This is a genomic window from Bacillus sp. FSL W8-0645 (genome assembly GCF_038007905.1).
GTDB lineage: Bacteria > Bacillota > Bacilli > Bacillales > Bacillaceae > Bacillus > Bacillus pumilus.
Genome location: NZ_JBBOYC010000001.1, coordinates 748,341 through 770,179, shown reverse-complemented (window position 1 = coordinate 770,179; position 21,839 = coordinate 748,341). Strand labels below are relative to the sequence as shown.

Below are 21,839 nucleotides of genomic sequence, written 5' to 3'. Positions count from 1 at the left end.
ATTTTCATTTTTAAGATTGACTTAGCTTTGTAAAGTCAAACGTCGTAATCGGTGCTGCTTGCTCAATGTCGGAGCGGAAGCTAGCGAGCATGGCCTTCTCTTCATCTCCGATGGTAGCCAAATCAAATGCTTGATGCAGCAAGCCATAGATTAGCACGTGACGTAAGCGAAGGAAGTCAGGAATGTAGGCAAGCCACTCATCCCCAAGCTCATTCTCTTCACGATAGCCTTTAAGGAACTGCTTCATAAAGTTTCCTGCAAAAGCTGCTTTGTCTTCGTATGGAATGACTGGGTACCACAACACATTGTATAGCAAAATGCTAATGTCGTTCACAAACCAGTTGTACCCGATATCATCGAAATCAAAGGTCGTAATTTTGCCTTGATCCCAGTGGAAGTTTCCGTGATGAAGATCCGCATGAACCAATCCGTACGTATCCTGATTTTTCGGAAGCTTTGCCAGCTTTTCCATCAACCGATCCGCTTGTTCGAACACAAGCGTCTGATCGGCTGGGACATACTTACGCAATTTAAGCTGCTCCTCTTCATCCCACTCTTGTCTTTTATATCGCGGATCTGACAGCTGATAGCTTTTTGTCAGTTTATGCATGCGGCCTGTGTACTGTCCAAGGGCATAAAATAATTCATCGTTCCAGTCTGCCTCTTCGACTTTATGGCCTGGTGCTTTTTCATAGACTCGCAGTAAAAATGAACCGCCTTGCCCATCGTCTACTTGCTCGATATCACGGCCATTTAATGAAGCAATTGGTTTTGCAACCGAAAGTCCGCCCTTCGCTAAGTGATGGAGCCATTCCATTTCACCTAAAATATAATCAGGTGATCTGCGGATGGTATGGGTAATTTTTAAAATGAAAGACTCTCCGTCTTTTTTAAGTTCATACACATAGTTTTCTGCATCTGCGATAAAGTGGATGTCACTTCGCTGGACTCCGTATAAATGAGTGGCCTCATCTAAAATTTTTGATTCTTCATATATGGCTTTTACATCTTTATGCATGCTGATTCTCCCTCTTCATATATTTTGCTAATTCTCGAATGGTGTGTTTTTCAGCAAAATTCAAATCATCAACATACCAACCCTTCTTTTCAATCTCTACTTCCATTTTGACAGCAAGTAAAGAATTTCCTCCTAAATCGAAAAAGTCGTTGTCAATTCCTACTTTTTCCACATGAAGAATGTCACACCAAATCTCAAGAAGCAATGCCTCGCGTTCATTGGTTGGGTGTGCGTAAAGTCCATGATCCTGCGTTAGTTCCGTCTTTAATAATGAACACAGACCTTCTTGATCATGTACCTTAAGGGCTTTTACATAACCGCTGTGCAGCGTTTGATCTGTTTGAATCGTTTCCCATGTGTAACCTTCAGAAACTGAATGACTTGCTGTCTCCACCCTTTGACCCTCTATTTCTTCAGTCGAGTGCTGACGAGGTGACAGGTGGTCGACGATCTGAATGTGATCGCTCAGTGAACCGATTTCTTTCACTTGTATCCGGTATGTTTGCTGCTCCTCAATCTCCTGCATCTGGTGCTCTTTCATAAATGACTTGAATAGCTCATTACGTCCAGTCGATGTAAACTTGAATTCAATAGAAGAAAGCTGGTGCTGACGGCTATATTTAGCGAGCCATGTCAGACATTTTTGCTCAATCCCTTTCCCTAGAGCACGGCAGCTTAGCATCCAAGCATCAATGATCAAGGTGTCGCCTGCATGATGAGCCAAGATCGCCCCTACAATTCCTTCATGACTGAAGCGATCCGCTGCCTCGATAATCCAGCCCTTAACATGCTCATTTTCCATCCGCTCTCTCAGCTGCTGTTCATCAAAGCGCTGATCATTTAAGCGGAATTGGTTAATGCGACTGCTCATTTGCGCCACGCGGGCAAGGTGCTTTTCTCCCCACTCTGTTACACTCATGTTTAAATTCAAATCTTGTAAAAATTGCTCCATTGACAGAGACTCAGCTTTCTCTTTTTGACGAGCTTTTTCAGCCTTGTAGCTCGTTGTTCGCCCTCTATCTTCTTCTGTGACATCATAGCGGTCAAATGCCCAAGCATGCTGAGCAAATAATGGGATCGCTTTTTCATTGGCAGGTAGTAGCAGTGTCATCACTTCAGGTAGCTCTTCATTCATACGCAAGCACTGAGCAGGATCATCGTCTAAGAAAATAAACTGAGATAATGAAAGATTCAGTGAATCTGCCATCTCTTTGAGATGTGCCGGTTTACTTTCCCAATTGATTCGCCAGTCGACAATATCGTCTTTTTGCAAGATCATATCTGGGTGGTTTTCAAACACGCGCCACACATCTTCATCATTATTCCTGCTGCTTAAGACAAGCAGGAGACCCTCTTGCTGCTTTTGTTTTAAAAAGCGCTGAAGCATTTGATGTTCTGGCGTAATATCGATACCTTCCACACCGTCTTCTGAAACAACACCCCTCCAAAGCGTATGATCACAATCAATGGCTGCTACCTTAAATGGGGCACCTTGCCATGCAATGAACTCGCGTGCGACTTTTGTACCAATGGCTCCACAAAAGACTTCAGTGAATGGGAGATGTGCGGCTTGCTCTCCTTTTGCATCAAAGATGTCATCCATCTGATATTGCTGCGCAAGCTGACGGCAATCGATCAATTGAACGCCGTCTATCTCAGATAATTGAGCAATCCACTCTTGTTCCACATCTTGCAGCGTGTCTTTAAGAGCAGCACTTATTGGCAGAATCCCAACAAAATATAGGTTATGTTTCGTTTTTGATTTCAGAACGTTTGCAAGTTCTTCAGCATGCTCTGCAGCCAGTTTTTTCTTTTCTTCCAGTGAAAGATGAGCTGGACCCGTGATATCCTCTAATCGAATAAGCAGAAGGTTCGCACCGTTTTTCTTCTGTGAGATCAGGCTGCGCTCATTTAGTAATTCCTGATATACCTGCCCATACGGTGCAAATTGAACATCAAGCTGCACATCAAACTGCTTTGTCCAGTACTGAATGTAAGGTGCGATTGGATCTGCTGTAAATGTCGAGCTGACTGTTAGTACGAGCGGTGCTTTTTCCTCTGCACGCTCCCTTTTCTCTTTTGCTGCCTGTTCTTCTTCCTCTGAAAGCACATCGAAATCCTTGAGCAGTTGATCAGGTGTTTGAACAGCCTGTTCGACCAAGTGCTCGAAGTGCTTGACGAACGCTTGCATTGTCTCATGTTTAAACAGCGCAAGATTGTATTGAAGGACGCACTTTAACTCACCTGTTACTTCTCTGACAACATCCATTTTCATATCGAGTTTGGAAATTCCCTTTGCAAACTCATGTGTTTCAAATGTTAGTCCATCGGCTTCGATTTTAATATTCGGATCGTACTCATTATGGTAAATGAGCATTGTATCAAAGAATGGATTACGATGCGGTCTTGTTTTTGGATTCAGATGCTCGACCATTTGGTCAAATGGGTACTCTTGATGGTCATACGCATCCAGCAATACTTGCTTTGTCTGCACCAGTTGCTCTGTGAAGGTTGCTTCTTGTTCCATGTCTAGTTTAATTGGCAGGAAGTTTGTAAACATGCCAATTGTATGCTCGATATCTGCATGACGCCGTCCAGCCACAAGTGAACCGACAATTAGTTCCTCTTGATCTGCATAACGTGAGAGCAGCAGCCCATAGAGCTGGAACAAGATGACGTTATTTGTCAGCTGATACTGTTCAGCAAGCTGTTCAATTTTCTCAACGATGTGCGGTTCAATATTGAATTTGATCGCTCTTCCTAAGAAGGATTGTTCCTTCCGTTCAAAATCATATGGCATTGTCAAAGTTGGCACATTTGAGCCAATTTGCTGCTTCCAATAATCCTGCTGCTTTTGAAACATCTCGCTGCGGAAATATTTGTCTTGCCATTCTGCATAATCTTTATATTGAACAGTGAGTTCCGGCAAGGTTTCCCCTCGATAGAGCTCAGTAAATTCTTTAATAAAGATGTTCATGCTCGCTCCATCCGCCACAATATTATGCATATCGACTAATAAGAGATGATCATGTGCTGCAATTTTCACAAAACGCACACGGATCAATGGTGCAGCCTTTAAGTCAAATGGACGAATGAATTCATCGATTTGTGCTTCTAATCCTTCTTCATCAGCCTCTGTCAATTCAACAGCAAATTGGAAGTCATCATGGACACGCTGAACCGGTTCACCATCTTTTAATTCAAAGGTCGTTCGCAAGGTTTCATGACGATCAATTAATTGCTTGAAGGTCTGCTCAAAGCGCTCGACGTCAATTTCCCCTTTACATCTCAGTGCCATCGGCATGTTGTAAGAGGTCACTTGACCAATACGCTGATGAATGAGGAATGTCCGTCTTTGAGCAGCAGATAATGGATACGTGTCTTTCTTTTCCACTGGTTCAATCTTGAAATATTGATGCTTCTCTGCCTTTTCGATGAATGCTTGGAGCTTTTCAATTGTCGGATTGTTAAACATGTCTGTGAGCGTTAGCTCTACACCAAACTCTTTGTGAATTTGAGAAATCAGACCGGTGGCATTTAACGAATGTCCGCCAAGCTCAAAGAAATGGTCGTCTCTTTCCACCTTTTCAATTCCTAAAATGTCTTTCCACATCCGCTGTAACGTTGCCTCAATGTCATTCGATGCGGCGGCATGGACTTGATTGTTTTCTTCTATTTCCTGCCCTTTGTTATCCTTTGGCACCACCATTTGCACACCTGAAGATGAAGATAATGCAGATGTATCTACTTTTTCAATCCAATATCGTTGTCGTTCAAACGGATAGGTCGGCAAGGATACTTTTTGATTTGATGTCTGATTTCGCAATTTTGTCCAGTCAACCGGCACCCCTTGAAGCCAGATGTCACCCAATCTTCCAAGCAGGTAGCGGTCGTCGGCTGCCTCTTCTTTTGGATGACGCATCAATGGAATCGGCTGCTGATGATGTTCCTTTGAAGCTTGGCGAATAAAGGCACTTAACGTATTCCCCGGCCCGACTTCAACGAAAATAGGATCAAGCTCCGTTAATAACGTCTCCGCTCCATCACGGAAACGAACCGCTTGTCGCAAATGATTAGCCCAATATGCCGGGTCTTGCACTGCTTCATGGTTAATCCACGTACCTGTGACGTTAGAAATATACGGGATAGACGGCGCATTCAATTGATACTTGGCTACCTTTTCTTTGAATGATGGCAAGATGTCATCCATCATTTTAGAATGGAAGGCATGAGAGGTGTGAAGCTTCCTGCACCCATGTCCAGCAGCCTCCAGCTTCTCAGCAAGTGCATCAATGGCTGTGGTCTCACCTGACACTACGCACAATTCAGGACCATTTACTGCTGCAAGTGAAAGATCATCTGTTAAATATGACAACACGTTCTGTTCACTCAAAGGAACACTCAGCATAGAGCCTTTTGGAAGCTGGCTGATAAGCTGTCCGCGATAAGACACGAGATCTACGGCATCTTCAACAGATAGTAAACCAGATACGGCAGCAGCTGTGTATTCTCCAATACTGTGACCGATCAGTGCCTGCGGTTTGACGCCAAAATGAATCAGCAATTTAGCCAAAGCGTATTCCACACTAAACAGAAGTGGCTGCGTATATTCTGTTTGGTTGATCAGCTGACGATCATCACTTGTTTCTGTTGAGAATAAAATATTGAATGGGTCAACTGAGACATGCTGTTTGAATTGATTCAAGCATTGATCCAGTGCTTCTTTAAAGACTGGATATTTGTCATAAAGCTGACGCCCCATGTCTACATACTGAGATCCTTGGCCTGGGAAAAGAAAGACGACTGGACGGCTCGATGTTTGGGAGCTGGCCGTCTTGACCACCTCTTTTGACCTTTGATTGAGCGCCTGTAACATGTCAGCCGTGTTATTTCCAAGAATGACACGTTTATGCGGGAAATGATGGCGCCCTGTTTGCAGCGTATAGGCAACGTCACTTAGACGAACTTGCTGCTGATGCTGGAGTAAATAGTCCGCAAGGCGATCCGTCATTTTTTCAAGAGCTGCTGGTGTTTTGGCAGATAATAAAAGAAGTTCACTATCCTCAGGGCTATCAGCGGCAACACGTGTAGCAGGTGCTTCTTCTAAAATGACATGAGCATTTGTTCCACCTATCCCAAATGAGCTTACACCTGCCCGGCGAGGAGATTCTTGCGTGCTCCATGGCGTCAAGTCTGTGTTTACAACGAAAGGCGAATTGGCAAATTCAATTTTTTCATTTGGCGTTTCAAAATGAATGGTCGGCGGAATCACTTGATGCTTTAAGCTTAAAACAGTTTTAATAAAGCCCGCGACACCTGATGCATCATTCAAATGACCAACATTCGATTTGACAGAACCAATGCGGCAAAAGCCTTTTTTATCTGTATCAAATGCTTGCTTGAGCGCTTCAATTTCGATTGGATCTCCGAGGGTTGTTCCGGTTCCATGTGCTTCAATGTACGAAATGGTTTCAGGTTCCACCTCAGCCATTCGCAGTGCTGTCTTAATGGCTGAAACTTGACCTTTCGTACTCGGCGCTGTATATCCTACTTTTCTATTTCCGTCATTATTAATAGATGACCCTTTAATGACAGCATAAATGTGATCACCGTCTTCAATGGCATCCTCTAAATTTTTTAAAATAACGGCTCCTGCACCATCACCAAAAACGGTTCCATCGGCTTTGTTATCAAAGACGCGGCAATGTCCGTCAGATGAATGGATCATGCCTTCTTGATAAAGATAACCCGATTTTTGCGGCAGGCGAATGGACACGCCGCCTGCAACTGCCATATGACAGTCGCCGCTTAATAAAGCCTGAACGGCTAGATGAATCGACACCATCGAGGTCGAGCAGGCGGTTTGCACCACCATACTCGGTCCCTTCAAATTTAATTTATATGAAATCATCGTCGCTAAATAATCACGCATATTCAGAACGGCAGCTTCTAGTGTTTTCGAATCCTCACCTTGAGCCGCCCCTTGAAGTGCTCTCATGACCCATTCTGTATTGATCCCTGCACCTGTATAAAGACCAATTTGCCCTTTATATTCAAACGGATCGTACCCAGCGTCTTCAAGCGCTGTCCACACACATTCATGAAAGAGTCTAAACTGCGGGTCCATCATGGCCGCTTCCTTTGGTGTATAGTCAAAGAAATCTGCATCAAATAAATCAACATCATCTAGCATCCCTTTTGCTTTGACAAAACGGGGATTTTTTAATAAAGCTTCATCTGTACCTTCACGCCGTAATTCTTCTTCTGTAAAAAAGGAGATTGTTTCTTTTCCTTTTTTCAGATTCTCCCAGTACTCATCTACATTTTTGGCCCCTGGAAAACGACCTGCAAGACCGATAACAGCAATTTCTGCGCCATGATAGTGATTCGTTGTATCATTCATTCTCGATTCCGCCTCTCAATCTTTTATTCCGTTGCTGTTTAAAACGAGCTCTTCGATCACCTGAAGTGACGACGGCTAGTTCTTCTTCCATCGTTTCTTCCTTCGAGTCCTCAGAAGGCTGGATATATTTCGCAAGCTCTGCAACAGATGGGTACGTAAACAACGTCACAACCGCTTCATTTGTTTGAAGTGCTTGGTTTAACCGATTGGTGACTTGAACAATATCCAGCGAGCTTGCGCCGAGATCGAAGAAATTGTCGTGAATGCCCACTTGTTCCATGCCCATAAAATCCTGCCATACTTGACAGATCGCTTTTTCAGTTTCATTGCGAGGCGCCACATACGGATTGCCCAGCTCTGGTCTTTCGTGCTTAGACACTTCATATGAATCCTCATCCGCTGCGGTCTTAGGCTCTAGTGACAGCCATTGATCGATCCGTTCATCAAGATTTCCTGTGGACACGAGCATGTGTCGATTCTGCCGGCTAGACAGAACATACTGGAACAGCTCAGCACCCTCTTCTGGTAAAATCGCAAGCTCATTGATCGATTCACCAATTGTGGATTCTAGTTCACCCCAGAAATTCCAAGCATCCCAGTTCACACACATCCACGGGGTTTGACTATGTTGATTAAGTCTAGCTGCAAATGCATCCATATATAAGTTAGCCGCTGAGTAAGCAGAGAATCCTAAGCCCCCAAGCAATGCACTAATGGAAGAAAAGAGAAGACAAAAGTCTGCGTGTTCTTGTTCCAGCAGCTGCTCTAGCACATCGAGCCCTTTCACCTTTGATTGGAATTGATCCTCTCCCTGCGCCAGTGTAGAAGGGATATCTTTGATTGCACGGAAGGATGTACTTCCTGGTAATCCTGCTGCATGGAATACACCATGAACGCCGCCATGCTTTTTGCGAATGGCATCAAATACATGTTTCATCTGATCAAGATCTCCTGCATTCGCCTGCACCGCTTCTACTGTTGCACCTAATCGTTCAAGCTCAAGCACCTTCTCAATTCTCGTGCGTTGCGCTTCATCGGCATTTGCTTGTTGAACATATGACGCCCATTCATTTCTTGGCGGCAATGCCGTTCTGCCAGTTAAATAAAGATGTACATTTCCTTCCTTCGCCAGCATCTTTGATAGAACAAATCCGATGCCGCCTAAACCTCCTGTGATCAAATAAACACCATTTGGCCTGATCATCTTCGGAAGTCCATCTTCTTTTTGTAGCGGCAAATGCTTGTAGCTCTGCACCCAGCGCTTTCGATGACGATACGCCACAAGCTGGTCCTTTCCAGGCTGCATGATTTCCTGCACAATAAGATCGACAAGGACTTGTTCCTTCCAAGACATGACTTCTGGCACGTCTTCCACATCGATATTCCAGCACTTAATATGATGGTATTCCTGTGAAATCACTTTACATGGCCCAAGCATTGCACTTTTCTCTGCACATATCGTCTCATTTCCTGTGACTGGCTGAATTCCGCTAGTGATCGTAAACAGACGGCATTCTCGAATATTTTTTTGGGCAGCAATCGCTTGAGATAAGAAAATTAAGCTGTAATAGCCTTTTTCAATGTGCGCCTGAAAAGCGGCTTGACGATTCGAGTTGTCATCTTCTTTCGCAGCTTCCCATAAATGAAGAATCCGATGAATATTGATGCCTCTATTAGACAATGAATCTAACATGTTTCGGTAGTGCTGGCCTTCTGCCGGATTGATCGTAAACGACTGATCCAGCTCTTGATAAGCTTCACCCTTTGTGACAGAAATGACCTTGATCCCTTGTTGCTTAAATGAATGAATAAACAGTTCATGAAAAGCATCCTGTTCCCTGAAAATGAGCCACGTTTGTTCTTCTGTTTCTTTTTCGAAAACTGGTTTTAGCGGCTGCTGTTCCCATGAAGGCAGGTAGAACCATTCTTCCATCTCTTTCTTCTTCGTTTCCTTAGGGGCGGATAGCTGCGGAGACGCGGGCTTTCCTGCCTCAATCCAGTATCGCTTACGCTCAAATGGATAGGTCGGCAGCGATACGAGCTGACGTTCCTCTTGAGTTGGATGTTGCTGCGCCTTGACCTCGTAACCGCCTGCCCATAGCTCTCCTATTCTTTTTAAGAAATATGCATGGTCATCCGCTTGTTCTCTCGTATGCCTCACCATATTCAGGACATCATGATGAGACTCTTTGTTTTCATGACGTTTCGCTAATGCCGTCAAGCTGTTTCCAGGCCCAACTTCTATGAGTGCTCGTACTTCATCGGTTAACAGCTGAGATAGACCTTCATGAAAACGAACGGTTCCACGCAAGTGGTTCGTCCAATAAGATGCTGTCATCACCTCTTCGCTTGTCGCCCAGGTGCCTGTCACATTCGATATAAACGGAATCGCTGGCTCGTGCAATTCTACTTTCTCTACGAATTGTTGAAACGCCTCAAGCATCGGCTCCATCATGTAGGAATGAAAGGCATGAGAAGTATGGAGCTGTCTTGTGACAATTCTTTTGTCTTGCAGTTTCTTTTCAAATGCAGCGATATGCTCTTCTCTTCCAGAAACGACACAAAGGTCTTTTGCATTGACAGCAGCAACAGAAAGCGATTCATCGATCATTGAGACGAGCTCCGCCTCTGGTAATTGCACACTAAGCATCGCGCCTTTTTCCATGTCTTGCATCAATCTTCCTCTTGCCATTACGAGTGTTAATGCAGACTCGAGAGAAAAGACCCCTGACAAACAAGCGGCAACGTACTCGCCGATACTGTGTCCAATCATTGATTCTGGCTCAACACCGCTGTGCTGAAGCAATTTGGCTAATGCATACTCGAATATAAAGAGAAGCGGCTGAGCATTTGACGTTTTTGTGATGTCTTCGTTCGTTTCATCCTCGGAAAAGACAATGCCCTTTAAATCCACTTGCTCCGTTTCCATTACATATTTAAAGCATCTATCTATTTCCCATTTGAACACTGGCTCTGCATCGTATAATCCGCGCATCATACCAGCATACTGAGCGCCTTGACCCGAAAACATAAAGGTCGCTTTACGCCATTTTTTGCTTCGAAACACACTTGTTTCAAGCTGTTTCTGCTGCATCCATTCATCAGCAGACGCGAGTACGATCGCTTTTCGGTATGGAAATTGCTTTCTGCCATAACGTAATGTATAAGCAATATCTTCAAGCGGGACTTGAGGATGCTGGATCACATACTGCTTTAATCGCTCTGTCATTTCCGCCAAAGCAGTATCTGTTTTTGCAGATAAGACGAGCAGCTGCTTTTGGTTAGAAGCTGGTTTTTGCTTCGCCTGTATGCCCTCTTCTATGATCATATGGGCATTCGTTCCGCCGATACCGAAAGAGCTAACTCCCGCTCTTCTCGGACCATCTGCTTCCTTCCAATACAACGCCTTTTGATTCACATAAAACGGTGTATCTTTGAAAGGAATCTCCTGATTGGGTTTTTCATAATGAATGGTTGGCGGGATCGTTTTATGCTGGAGAGCCAAAATGGCTTTAAACAAACCTGCAATCCCTGCCGCACTATTTAAGTGTCCGACATTACTTTTCACAGAACCGATCGGAATCGTCAGCGGATCTGTCCCTTTGAACACTTGGCTAAGGGCGGATACCTCAATTGGATCTCCCATGTTTGTCCCCGTACCATGAGCTTCTACATAACCAATAGACGCGGGATCGATACCTGATTTTTCATACGTTTCTTTTAAAACCTCTGCTTGTCCTTCCACACTCGGAGCGGTAAAACCAGCTTTTCGGCTGCCATCATTGTTCACACCAACCCCTTTGATGACCGCATGAATCGGGTTGCCATCTCTCATTGCATCTTCATAACGTTTTAGCAGAACAATCCCCGCTCCATCTCCGAAAATGGTTCCGCTCGCCTCTTGGTCAAACGGTCGGCAATGTCCATCTTTTGATTGAATCATCCCATCTTGATAGATGTAGCCGATATTTTCTGGAGAACTAACCGTCACACCGCCAGCCAGTGCAGCATCACATTCTTGATTCAATAATGCTTGACAGGCCATGCCAATATTGACAAGTGAGGTCGAACAAGCTGTCTGCATGGTCACACTAGGCCCGTGTAAATTCAATTTATAAGAAAGCTGTGTACTAAAGAACTCACGATCATTTAACAGCATGGCGCTGAATTGCTCAGTTGCTTCCATTTGATGGGCAAAGCGCGTCAGCCACTCATGGTTTGGACTCGTTCCTGTATAAACGCCAATTTTCCCTGCCATTCGATCAGGGTCACAGCCAGCATCCTCCAGCGCTTCCCAAGCACATTCATGCAAGAGCCTGAACTGCGGATCCATTAGCTCTGCCTCTCTGGCAGAATAGTTGAAGAAGTCTGCATCAAAGCCTTCAATCTCTTGTAAACGACCTTTTGCTCCAATGAAATTTGGATGCTGGTAGACAGACGCATCCAGCCCTGCTTTCTTGAGCTCTTCTTCTGTGAAAAAGTGAATCATTTCCTCGCCATTCACAAGACGCTGCCAAAAGTCTTCTAGCGATGAAGCTCCCGGGAATCTTCCAGCCATTCCGACAATCGCAATATCCGTATGCTCCTGGGACGTGTTTTTTACTGGGCGAGAAGCAGGCGTTTGAATCTGTTCTGACTGTTCTTCAAACAAATATTCAGCAAGACTTGCCACTGTCGCAAACCGATACAATTGCACAGTGTCAATTTGCTTGTCCACATGCTCAGATATTTTCGCTGCAAGCTGAGAAATATCAAGGGATGTCGCACCAAATTCGAAAAATGGCGATTCATCATCCATTTGATCAAACCCAAAATGAGTTTGCACAATGTCGTGAATGTCTTTTTGTAAAGAAGCGAGTGAAGCAAAGACACGCTGTTCATTCTGCGGCTTTTGTGGTTCAATGGCTGCCATCGTATTTGTTTGTGCAGAGAAATCAGTTTTATGAAATGGGTACCCAGGTAGCGGAATACGCTGTCTGTTCTTCTCATCTGTTATTGGGAAAGCTAAGCCGACCCCCATTTCCCAAAGAACACCTGCGATTTGAAGCATGTCTCCATCAAGTGGTTCGGTTGTTTTTTCTGCTCCCTTTTCAATTACAATCCCTTGTTTCATTGAAAGGTCAATGATCAAAGCTGGTGATTCTTGCTCAATCATTAGTGATTTTACAGGCTGATCCATATGAAGAAGACCCTTTGCAGACGATGGGTCGAAAGTGGTTTGTTGCTCCCCAGTTTGCTGCAAGTAAACAGGCCGCTTGAGTGTCCTCTGAGACAGGGAAGCCAGCCTTTGATTAACCGTCTCGGTATCATGAAGATGGTACACAATAGATGCCGCATCTTTTAGCTCAAGACCGCCTGCTGCATATAAAGCTGTCCAGACGCCGCTGCCTTCTCCAACCCATCCATCTGGTTCAATTCCGAGTGATCTTACCATGTTGGCAAAAGCGGATGTCATGATCAGCATCGCCACTTCTGATTGACGGCTTTGTTTAGGATGGAACAGCTCGTCTTTTTTGATAGGTACTGCGGATTGGACGAGGCTTATGATTCGATCCACTTCTGTTTTGAAAGAAGGATCTTTTTCATACAGCTTGATGTAATCACGTAAACCTGCCTCATGATACCCGGTCAGCCTCATGCTGATCCGTTTATAAAGATGACTTTCTCTGCCTGCTGTCTCTTCATTCAGCACTTGCAGCTCCTCTAATAACTCTTCCCGCGTGGAACAGACAAACGCTTTTCGATATTTGAAAGCCTTTCTTCCACTTTGTAACGTATAAGCTGCTTCACCAAGTGAGAGATCAGGATGTGAGGAGACATATTCCTTTAAGTTTTTTGTCATGTTCTTCAGATCATGCGTTGATCTAGCTGACAACACGATTAATTCTTTGGACGAGGCCTTGCTGTTTGCTTTTCTCGGCTGTGCCTCTTCTAAGATGACATGAGCATTTGCTCCCCCTATACCAAAGGCACTGACTCCAGCTCTCCTTGGCAATTGAGATGTCTTCCACTCCTCTTTGTCTGTCCCAACATAAAATGGGGTTTGATCAAAAGAAATACGGTGATTCGGTTTCTCAAAGTGCGGCATCGGGGCAAATTGACGATGATGTAGCATCATGACTGTTTTGATAAAACCAGCTACGCCGCTTGCGGCATCTAAATGCCCAATATTGGCTTTGACTGATCCAATTCGGCAATAGCCTTGTTGATCTGTATGAAAAGCACGAGTAAGCGCCTCAATCTCAATCGGATCTCCAACAGGTGTACCCGTTCCATGTGCTTCGATATAAGAAATCGTCTCTGGTTCTGTCTCAGCCATTTCTAACGCAGATTCAATGACACTTGCCTGTCCACTCACACTTGGGGCTGTATAACCGACTTTATTGCTCCCATCATTGTTCGTTGCAGATCCTTTTACGACAGCATAAATAAAATCTCCGTCTTCTATCGCATCTTTTAATCGTTTTAGCGCAACAACGCCTGCACCTTCACCAAAAATGGTCCCTTTTGCTTTTTCATCAAACGGACGGCAATGACCATCAGGAGAATAAATCATTCCTTCTTGGTATTGATAGCCTGTGATTTGCGGCTGATGGAGTGTGACACCTCCTGCTAACGCAAGGTCACATTCACCGCCGATTAATCCTTGGCAGGCCATATGGATAGCAACAAGCGATGTGGAGCAAGCCGTTTGCACCGATACGCTTGGACCTTTTAGATTTAATTTATAGGCAATCCGAGAAGCAAAGGATGGGTCATTGAGATGCATGATTTGAAACACATCTTCGTTCTTCGCAAGTGACGACATATGCTGCCCCATCCACGATAGATTGCTAGATGCCCCGGCATAAAGACCAATTAATCCTTCGTATTGCTCAGGCTCATAGCCTGCATCCTCTAGCGCATGCCATGTGCATTCATGCATCAATCGAATTTGCGGGTCCATAATAGATGCCTCTCGCGGAGAGTAGCCAAAAAAGTCTGCATCAAATGATGATGCATGCTGTAAATATGGCTTTGCCTTGACATAATCAGAACGTTTTAGCAGCGTCTCATCTACACCCGCTGCCTTTAATTCTTCATCAGTGAAAAACGTAACGGATTCTTTCCCTTGCGATACATTTTCCCAAAACGCTTGCACATTCGGTGCCTCGGGAAACGTACCTGCTAATCCTACAACTGCAATTTCAAGTCCAGATTCGGTCCATTGCTCTTGATCAGACATACGCTGCATTTCTCCCATCTATTTTCGTTTTAATCTCTGTTTACGGCGGTTCTTCCCATCTGCCATCGCCTGTTTGCGGAGATTAGATGATTCAGTGACAGCTTGCTTTTCTTCCTTCACTCCATGTATCTTCTTCAGTTCTGCAGCCAATGACGCGATCGTTGGATGACTATACATCATGACCACTGGAACCTCTATACCATAAATTGATTTAATATGACCGCTCATCTGCAGCAAATCAAGGGATGTCGCACCCATTTCAAAGAAGTTTTCATTCACATCCGGTTCATGAGGAAAAAAGGAGCTGAGTACATCACACAATGATGCTTCTAGACGATCATCTATGGCCTGTGATATTTGTTGAGACGGCTCTTCTTCCTGCTGCATAGGTGTTAATCGGTGTTTTATTCTCTCACCCATGTCTCGAACAGAAACAAGAATTTGCGGATAATCTAGACGCAGCACTTCCTGAAAGGCCTTGATTCCTTCTTCTGGTAAAATTCCCGCCTGCTCCTCGAGCGTCATCATGTCATTGACTTTGGCCGCTAATGCTGAGTCGTGTGCCATACCGACTTTTTCCCATCGATCCCAGTTTAAAGAAATCACTGGCTTTCCTTCCTGCCTCTTCGCATGAGCAAAGCTGTCCATAAAAGCATTGGAAGCGGCATAAGCCACTTGTCCAGCCGCTCCAAGAAAGGACACTAGGGATGAACAAAGTAAAAAGAAGTCGAGCGTTTCATCCTTGAGTGCTTCATCCAGCACATAGGTCCCGTTGATTTTTGCCTGACACATGCGAATTTCATCGTCTGCTGTTCTTGCTTGGATGATCTTCCCATCTGCCTCTCCTGCCGCATGAATGACACCATGTAAATCACCAAATGATGTATGAGCCAGCTGGATCGCTTTCTGCACGGCGTCTTTATCTGACACATCACCGTGTACAGTTTGTACATCAGCTCCTAACTCTTCAAGAACCATCAGTTTTTTCACGGTCTCAGCTTCTTTCCCATCCGCATCACGCAGCTCACCCCATGCAGAACGTTCACGTATTTGTGATCGGCTGAGGAACACAAGTTTTGCTTGATACGTTTCTGCTAAAAGTTGAGCTAGTGTGAAACCAATGCCTCCCATACCGCCGGTCAGGAGGTAAACACCATGAGTCCTGAAAGGCTGTGTGGACGATTCCTCTTTGCTTAAAGGTGTACTTGAAGCTTTTCGAACCCATCTGCTGTTCCCTCGATACGCCACGACCGCCTCTTGATCGTGCATTGCAACCTCGTATGAAAGAAAGAGCGGCCAGTCCGCCTTTGTTTCCTGACATAAATCAACGTGCTGACACGCAATATGCTGATATTCTTGAGGAATGGTCAGAGCTAATCCAGTACATGTTGCTTGAAGAGGATTGACCTTCTCCATCCCGATGACATCATGTGCTTGGTTTGTCACAAGGTGAAGACGGATGGTTGTGTTATGATGCTGACTGATCAGCCTGACGAGATCGAGCACAGATAAGTAGTTTGGCTGTTCACCTGTATCTTCTGTTAGTTCATCATGCATCCAGATGATCTCTTCCGGTATAAATTCAGATTGCTGCAGTTCAGCCATCACCCACTCTAAGTGTGACAGCATATGAACGTCAGCTTTCATCAACTGGTCATTTTCTTTGATCGTATGATCACTTTGACAGACGCTGACAACCTCTGCATGCCGCTCTTTCAAATAGGCGCCAATATGACCACTTTTCTCAAAAACCAAGATACGCTTCCCTTGATGATGCTGCTCTTTTAGTACAGGTGCAGAGCGCTCCCATACCGGAATGTAAAACCAGTCTTGAAAATCAGCTGAGAGTTTCTCCCCCTTTTCTGATGGCGCTAAATTGCTCATCAGCTGATCCGCTTTAAACTGCGGAGAGGGGAATATTTGATGCTCAAATGGATATGTTGGCAGTGACACTCGATATGGGGTCTTTTCTTTTCTGACAGCGCTCCAATTCGGTTCCACTCCGAAAGTCCACAGCTTACCTATAGCTTTTTTCATATATTCATCATCAGCAGCTTGTTCTTTTGGATGTCTCACCAATGAAACAGCCGCTGCTTTGTTCACATCATAGTCATCATGTCGTCTCACAAATTGGGTCAACGTATGACCTGGCCCCACTTCAATGAAAACCACTTCTCCAAGTCCAAGTAACGTCTCTAATCCTTGACTAAATAAAACAGGCTGCCTAATATGAGATGCCCAGTAATCAGGCGATGAGGCTTGCTCATTTGTTAACCAGTTCCCTGTCACATTCGAAAGGATCGGAACCTCGCCCTGCTGATAGGTGATCTCTGAGAGAACGTTCTTAAACTGTTCGGATGCTTCAGCCATCATACTCGTATGAAAGGCGTGAGAGGTTTTCAATGTTTGGACAGAAGCTCCTCTTTTTTCAGCTTGTTCGAGATAGATCTGTAACCGTTCTGAAGGTCCGGAAACAACAGATAATTGTGAGCTATTCACCGCAGAAAGCTCGACCCCCTCAGGAAGATCATGTTCAATCTCTTCGGCAGGGAGGAACACTCCGGCCATTTCACCCCGAGGCATTTTTTGCATCAAACTGCCTCTTTTTAAAACGATACGGATGGCATCTTCAAGGTGGATGATACCGGCCACGCAGGCAGCCGTGATTTCTCCAATACTATGACCAATGAAATAATGCGGACGTATGCCTAGTCCCATCAGCTTCGATGCGAGCGCATACTCAAAACTAAACAAGATGATTTGTGTATATGATGTTTGCTGCATGAGTTGTTCTGCTTTTATGAACTCTTCTTCGGTTGTTGGATATAACACGTTCTCGATCTCAACACCTGATAAAGACAAAATGATGGCAAAACATTTCTGAAGCGTTTGTTTAAATTCAGGGTCTTTCTCATATAAATCCTTGCCCATATTCACATACTGAGCACCTTGTCCAGAAAACATCCAAACGACTGCAGGCTGTTGAAAGGCCTTTTGCGGCTGTCCGGCTGACTGGAATGTGCGGTCAGGACCTGCAAGAAAAGCTTGTCGATAAGGAAAATGCTTTCGTCCCTCTTGCAGTGTAAAGGCAGCCTCGGATAGTGTGACATTCTTTTGTTCTTTTAAATAAGATGTCATTTGTTCAGCCGATTTTTGAACTGCCCGCTTCGATCGTGCGGAAATCACCATTAGTTCATGATCTCTTTCTGCTGACGGTTTGTCGGCGGCGGGTGCCTCTTCCATGATCAGGTGTACATTCGTTCCACCGACTCCAAATGAACTAACTCCAGCACGCAGCGGCTGCTCTATTTTCGTCCATGGTACGGGTATTGTATTGACATAAAATGGACTTGATTCAAAATCAATTTTCGGATTCGTTTTTTTATAATGAAGGCTAGGCGGCAGCATCTGATGGTACAGACTAAGCGTTGTCTTGATAAAACCTGCAACCCCTGCGGCTGAGTCAAGATGACCAATATTGGTTTTCACAGACCCAATGGCACAAAACTGTTTTTTATCCGTTTGAAAGGCTTTCTTTAGTGACTCAATTTCAACCGGATCTCCAAGAGTTGTACCTGTGCCATGTGCTTCAATATAAGAAATACTCTCAGCTTCTACACGACTGATGTTGAGTGCCTTTTTAATCACTTCGCTTTGTCCTTCTATACTTGGTGCTGTGTAGCCAACCTTCCGCCCGCCGTCATTGTTATAGGCTGAACCTTTAATCACGCCATAGATATGGTCCTTATCTTTTAGTGCCTGCTTTAATGATTTGAGCACAACCACACCGCAGCCCTCACCGCCAACGGTGCCTTTTGCCTGTTCATCAAAAGCTCGGCAGTGCCCATCCGGCGACATGATCATCCCCTCTTGATACATGTATCCTTTTTTGTGAGGGGTCGTAATGGTGACGCCGCCTGCGAGAGCCATTTTACATTCCCCAGTAATTAGGGCGCGCGCCGCCATATGAATGGCAGTCAAAGAGGAAGAACAGGCTGTATCAACAGCTACGCTCGGTCCCTTCAAATTCAATTTGTAGGATACCTTTGTGTTCATGAAATCTTTATCTGTTAACTGAACAGCCGCAAATTGTTCAGATGAGTCATTGGTTCTCATCAGCATGGAAGCAGCTTGCCAATATAAATTAGCAGAAGCGGCTCCAAATAAACCAATCGGTTCCTGATAGGTTTCAGGGTTATAGCCTGCATCTTCAAGAGATTCCCACGCCACCTCATGAAACATGCGGATTTGCGGGTCCATTACTTCTGCTTCACGCTGTGAATAACCAAAGAAATCTGCATCAAAATGATCATGCTGATCAACTGCTCCTTTGGCACGTACATATTGCTCATGATCTAATGCCTCTTTCTCAACCCCTGCCTCAAGCAGCTCTTCCTTCGAAAAGAACGTAATGGACTCTCTTCCATTTGCAAGGTTGTCCCAAAAGTGATGAATATTCTTTGCTCCGGGAAAACGGCAGGCCATACCAACCACTGCAACCTCTAATCCTGTGAACTTACTCATCTATCATCCCGCCTAACAGTTGAGCGGCACTTTCTAAATCATCCGCTTCATTTTCTCCATCATCTTCGATCTGTTTCTCTTGCCCTGATGCTTTGTTTTTTAATTGAGCAGCTATTTGCGAAACAGTTGTATATTGGAACAGCTCCATTACTGTCAGCTCCTGCTGAAATTCCTCTTTCACTTTATTCGACAGCTCAACGATATTAAAAGAGTTCCCGCCTAAGTCAAAAAACGGTTCATCTATACGAATCTGCGAAGCAGGGACTTGTAAAATAGAGGCGAAAATGCGAACAAGTTTCTGCTCTGTTTCATTATGTGCTTGAATGGTCACTGGCTCTTGATTGTCTGCCAACTGATCTTCTGGATTCGGCAGTGCTTGGATATCCAATTTCCCCGATAGATTCAAAGGAAATTGCTCTATTTGAATGACATGCCTCGGCACCATATAACCTGGTAATCTTTCACTTAAAGACTGACGAAGCGCACGCTGATCTATCACTTGTTTTGCCATCATATATGCGCAAATGTATTGGTCCTGATCCTGCGTTTCCTTAGGAATGACAATGACATCTTGAATCAGTCCTTGCATATGCGGGTCATCAAGAATCGCTCTGCGGATTTCCTCTAACTCAACTCGATATCCCCTAATTTTCACTTGACCGTCGTTTCTCTTGGCAAATTCTAACAATCCATCAAACCGCCATCTTGCAAGGTCTCCCGTACCGTATAACACCCCGCTGCTCAGCTCTGGTTTTTTGATAAATTTCTCCTTGCTCAGATCAGGGTGATTGATGTACCCACGACCTACACCATCACCTGAAATATATAACTCTCCAAAAACGCCAATCGGAACTAGCTCTCCTTGCGCGTCACATATGAAAATATGCTCATTCGGCATCGGCTGCCCAATAGGAATGACTTGCTCATTCCAGTCTTGGGGAATCAAAAAAGATGATGACTGAACCGTACATTCAGTGGGCCCATACGCATTAATCATGATTGGTTTTTCACCTGATATATGCTGTAAAAATTGATCCATCAGCTCTTTTGTAAACACCTCTCCGCCCACCAGCAGCATCTTCAACGCTGGCAGGTCTTGTTTTGATTGCGCTGCTGCCTTGTTCATCAGCTTTAAATGAGAGGGGGTCACATCAGACAGCTGGATGTGATGTTCTTGGTAAAACGACCATAACGCATGCCCATCCATACGGACTTCATCTTTGGCAATATGCAGCGTATGTCCGAGGAGCAATGCCGGGAACAATGTTTGAACAGACGCATCAAAAATGTGTGAAGCCAGCATCCCTACTTGCAAAGGATCAGGGAGCAGATCAAAAAAGCGCGTTTTCATTCCATATACCAAATTAATGACATGACGATGTTCGATAACGACACCTTTCGGATGCCCTGTCGTACCTGATGTATACAGGACATACGCCATATCCGAAGGCGAGATAGACCAAGTCAGATTCTCTTTTATTGATGATTCTTGAAGCATGTCTTGAATCACATGAATCTCGACATCCAATCCTTCGTGTCCTTCTGTATCCGAGACAATAGCTGTAGCGCCGCTGTTTTTGAGCATATACCGAATTCTTTCAATCGGCAGATGGACATCAATCGGTAAATAAGCATAGCCAGCCTTTAATATTCCAAGAATGGCAATGACAAGTTCAGCAGATCGATACATTCTGAGTCCAACAGGAGTCTCACGTGTTATCTGACTTTGAGATAGTCTAAGCGCAATGCGATCTGATAAATGATCAACCTCTTCATATGTATAGGAGGTGGTGCCAAACACAACAGCCGTTCGTGCTGGATGCAATTGGACTTGTTGTTGAAATAACGACACAATATCACGATCCACTGGATAAGCGAGCGACTCCCCTTGAAACGAATCAAACAGCTGATTTTTCTCTATATCAGATAAAAATGAGTGTGTGCTCATCGTTTGCTCAGGCGTTTTGAGACATTGCTCTGTGAATCGCATGAAATGATTGGAGAACTGCTCCATCATGTGGTCATCATAAATGGAAGCATCCCAGTGAACTTCAACATGAAGTTGATCTTGTTCTTTCTTCCAAACAATAAGCACATCCGCATGCAGCTGCTCTCGGTCAGCTTGCCCATGCAATGGCTCAAATGCACATGCCAGATTGACACGCTTCTTGTCTTCTCCTACTGAACGCCAAAGCTCATCCATTAAAATATGAACAGGATAATTTTGATGACGCACTGCCTCCTGAAACGATTGTTTCACTGCCTCTAGCCCTGCGCTAAAGCTCATATGAGGCTCAATCTCTGCCTTAAGTGGCAGCATATGATTGATGGCTGATTGATTGGCAGACTGTTCCATTGTAGGAACAGTCACCATCAACTCAGTTTTCCCGCTATAACGTTGAAGCAAGCCAAAAGCAGCTGTGGTCAGCACGATAAACAGGCGCAAATCAGAATCTCCACATAATTGCTTTAACGAATGATTCATAGCCACAGGGAAGGACGAATGAAGCGATCGGTTCATTGCAGCAGGCTTGGCTTGTGAAACCGTATGAGGAATGCGGCCATCAAGCTGGACACCTGATAAGATCGATGTCCAGTAGGATCTTTCCCTCACCCTTTCCTTCGCCGCTGCTTTCAGTTGAAAATCATCATGTTCAATCACTCTTCCA

The 21,839-nt window shown here is 44.6% G+C and carries 5 protein-coding genes; all 5 read right to left on the bottom strand.

Features of this window, described 5'->3' with window-relative positions:
- Positions 1-10: 10 nt before the first annotated feature.
- The 5 genes from NST39_RS03705 to NST39_RS03685 are packed head-to-tail and all read right to left on the bottom strand — an operon-like array spanning position 11 to position 21,832.
- Positions 11-1,018, bottom strand: a complete 1,008-nt coding sequence (locus NST39_RS03705) for a phosphotransferase enzyme family protein (protein WP_341027157.1) — start codon at positions 1,016-1,018, stop codon at positions 11-13.
- Entirely contained in the window at positions 1,011-7,421 is a 6,411-nt protein-coding gene (locus tag NST39_RS03700) for an HAD-IIIC family phosphatase (protein ID WP_341027156.1), read from the bottom strand. Before NST39_RS03700 ends, NST39_RS03705 begins: the two co-directional genes overlap by 8 nt.
- Positions 7,414-14,646, bottom strand: a complete 7,233-nt coding sequence (locus NST39_RS03695) for an SDR family NAD(P)-dependent oxidoreductase (RefSeq protein WP_341027155.1) — start codon at positions 14,644-14,646, stop codon at positions 7,414-7,416. The genes NST39_RS03700 and NST39_RS03695 overlap by 8 nt, the downstream gene beginning before the upstream one ends.
- A gap of 18 nt (positions 14,647-14,664) precedes the next feature.
- A complete protein-coding gene (locus NST39_RS03690; protein WP_341027154.1) occupies positions 14,665-19,170 on the bottom strand; it encodes a type I polyketide synthase in 4,506 nt (1,501 codons plus the stop codon).
- Positions 19,163-21,832 (bottom strand): non-ribosomal peptide synthetase, encoded by a 2,670-nt coding sequence (locus NST39_RS03685; protein ID WP_341027152.1) that lies wholly within the window; start codon positions 21,830-21,832, stop codon positions 19,163-19,165. Before NST39_RS03685 ends, NST39_RS03690 begins: the two co-directional genes overlap by 8 nt.
- Positions 21,833-21,839: the final 7 nt, after the last annotated feature.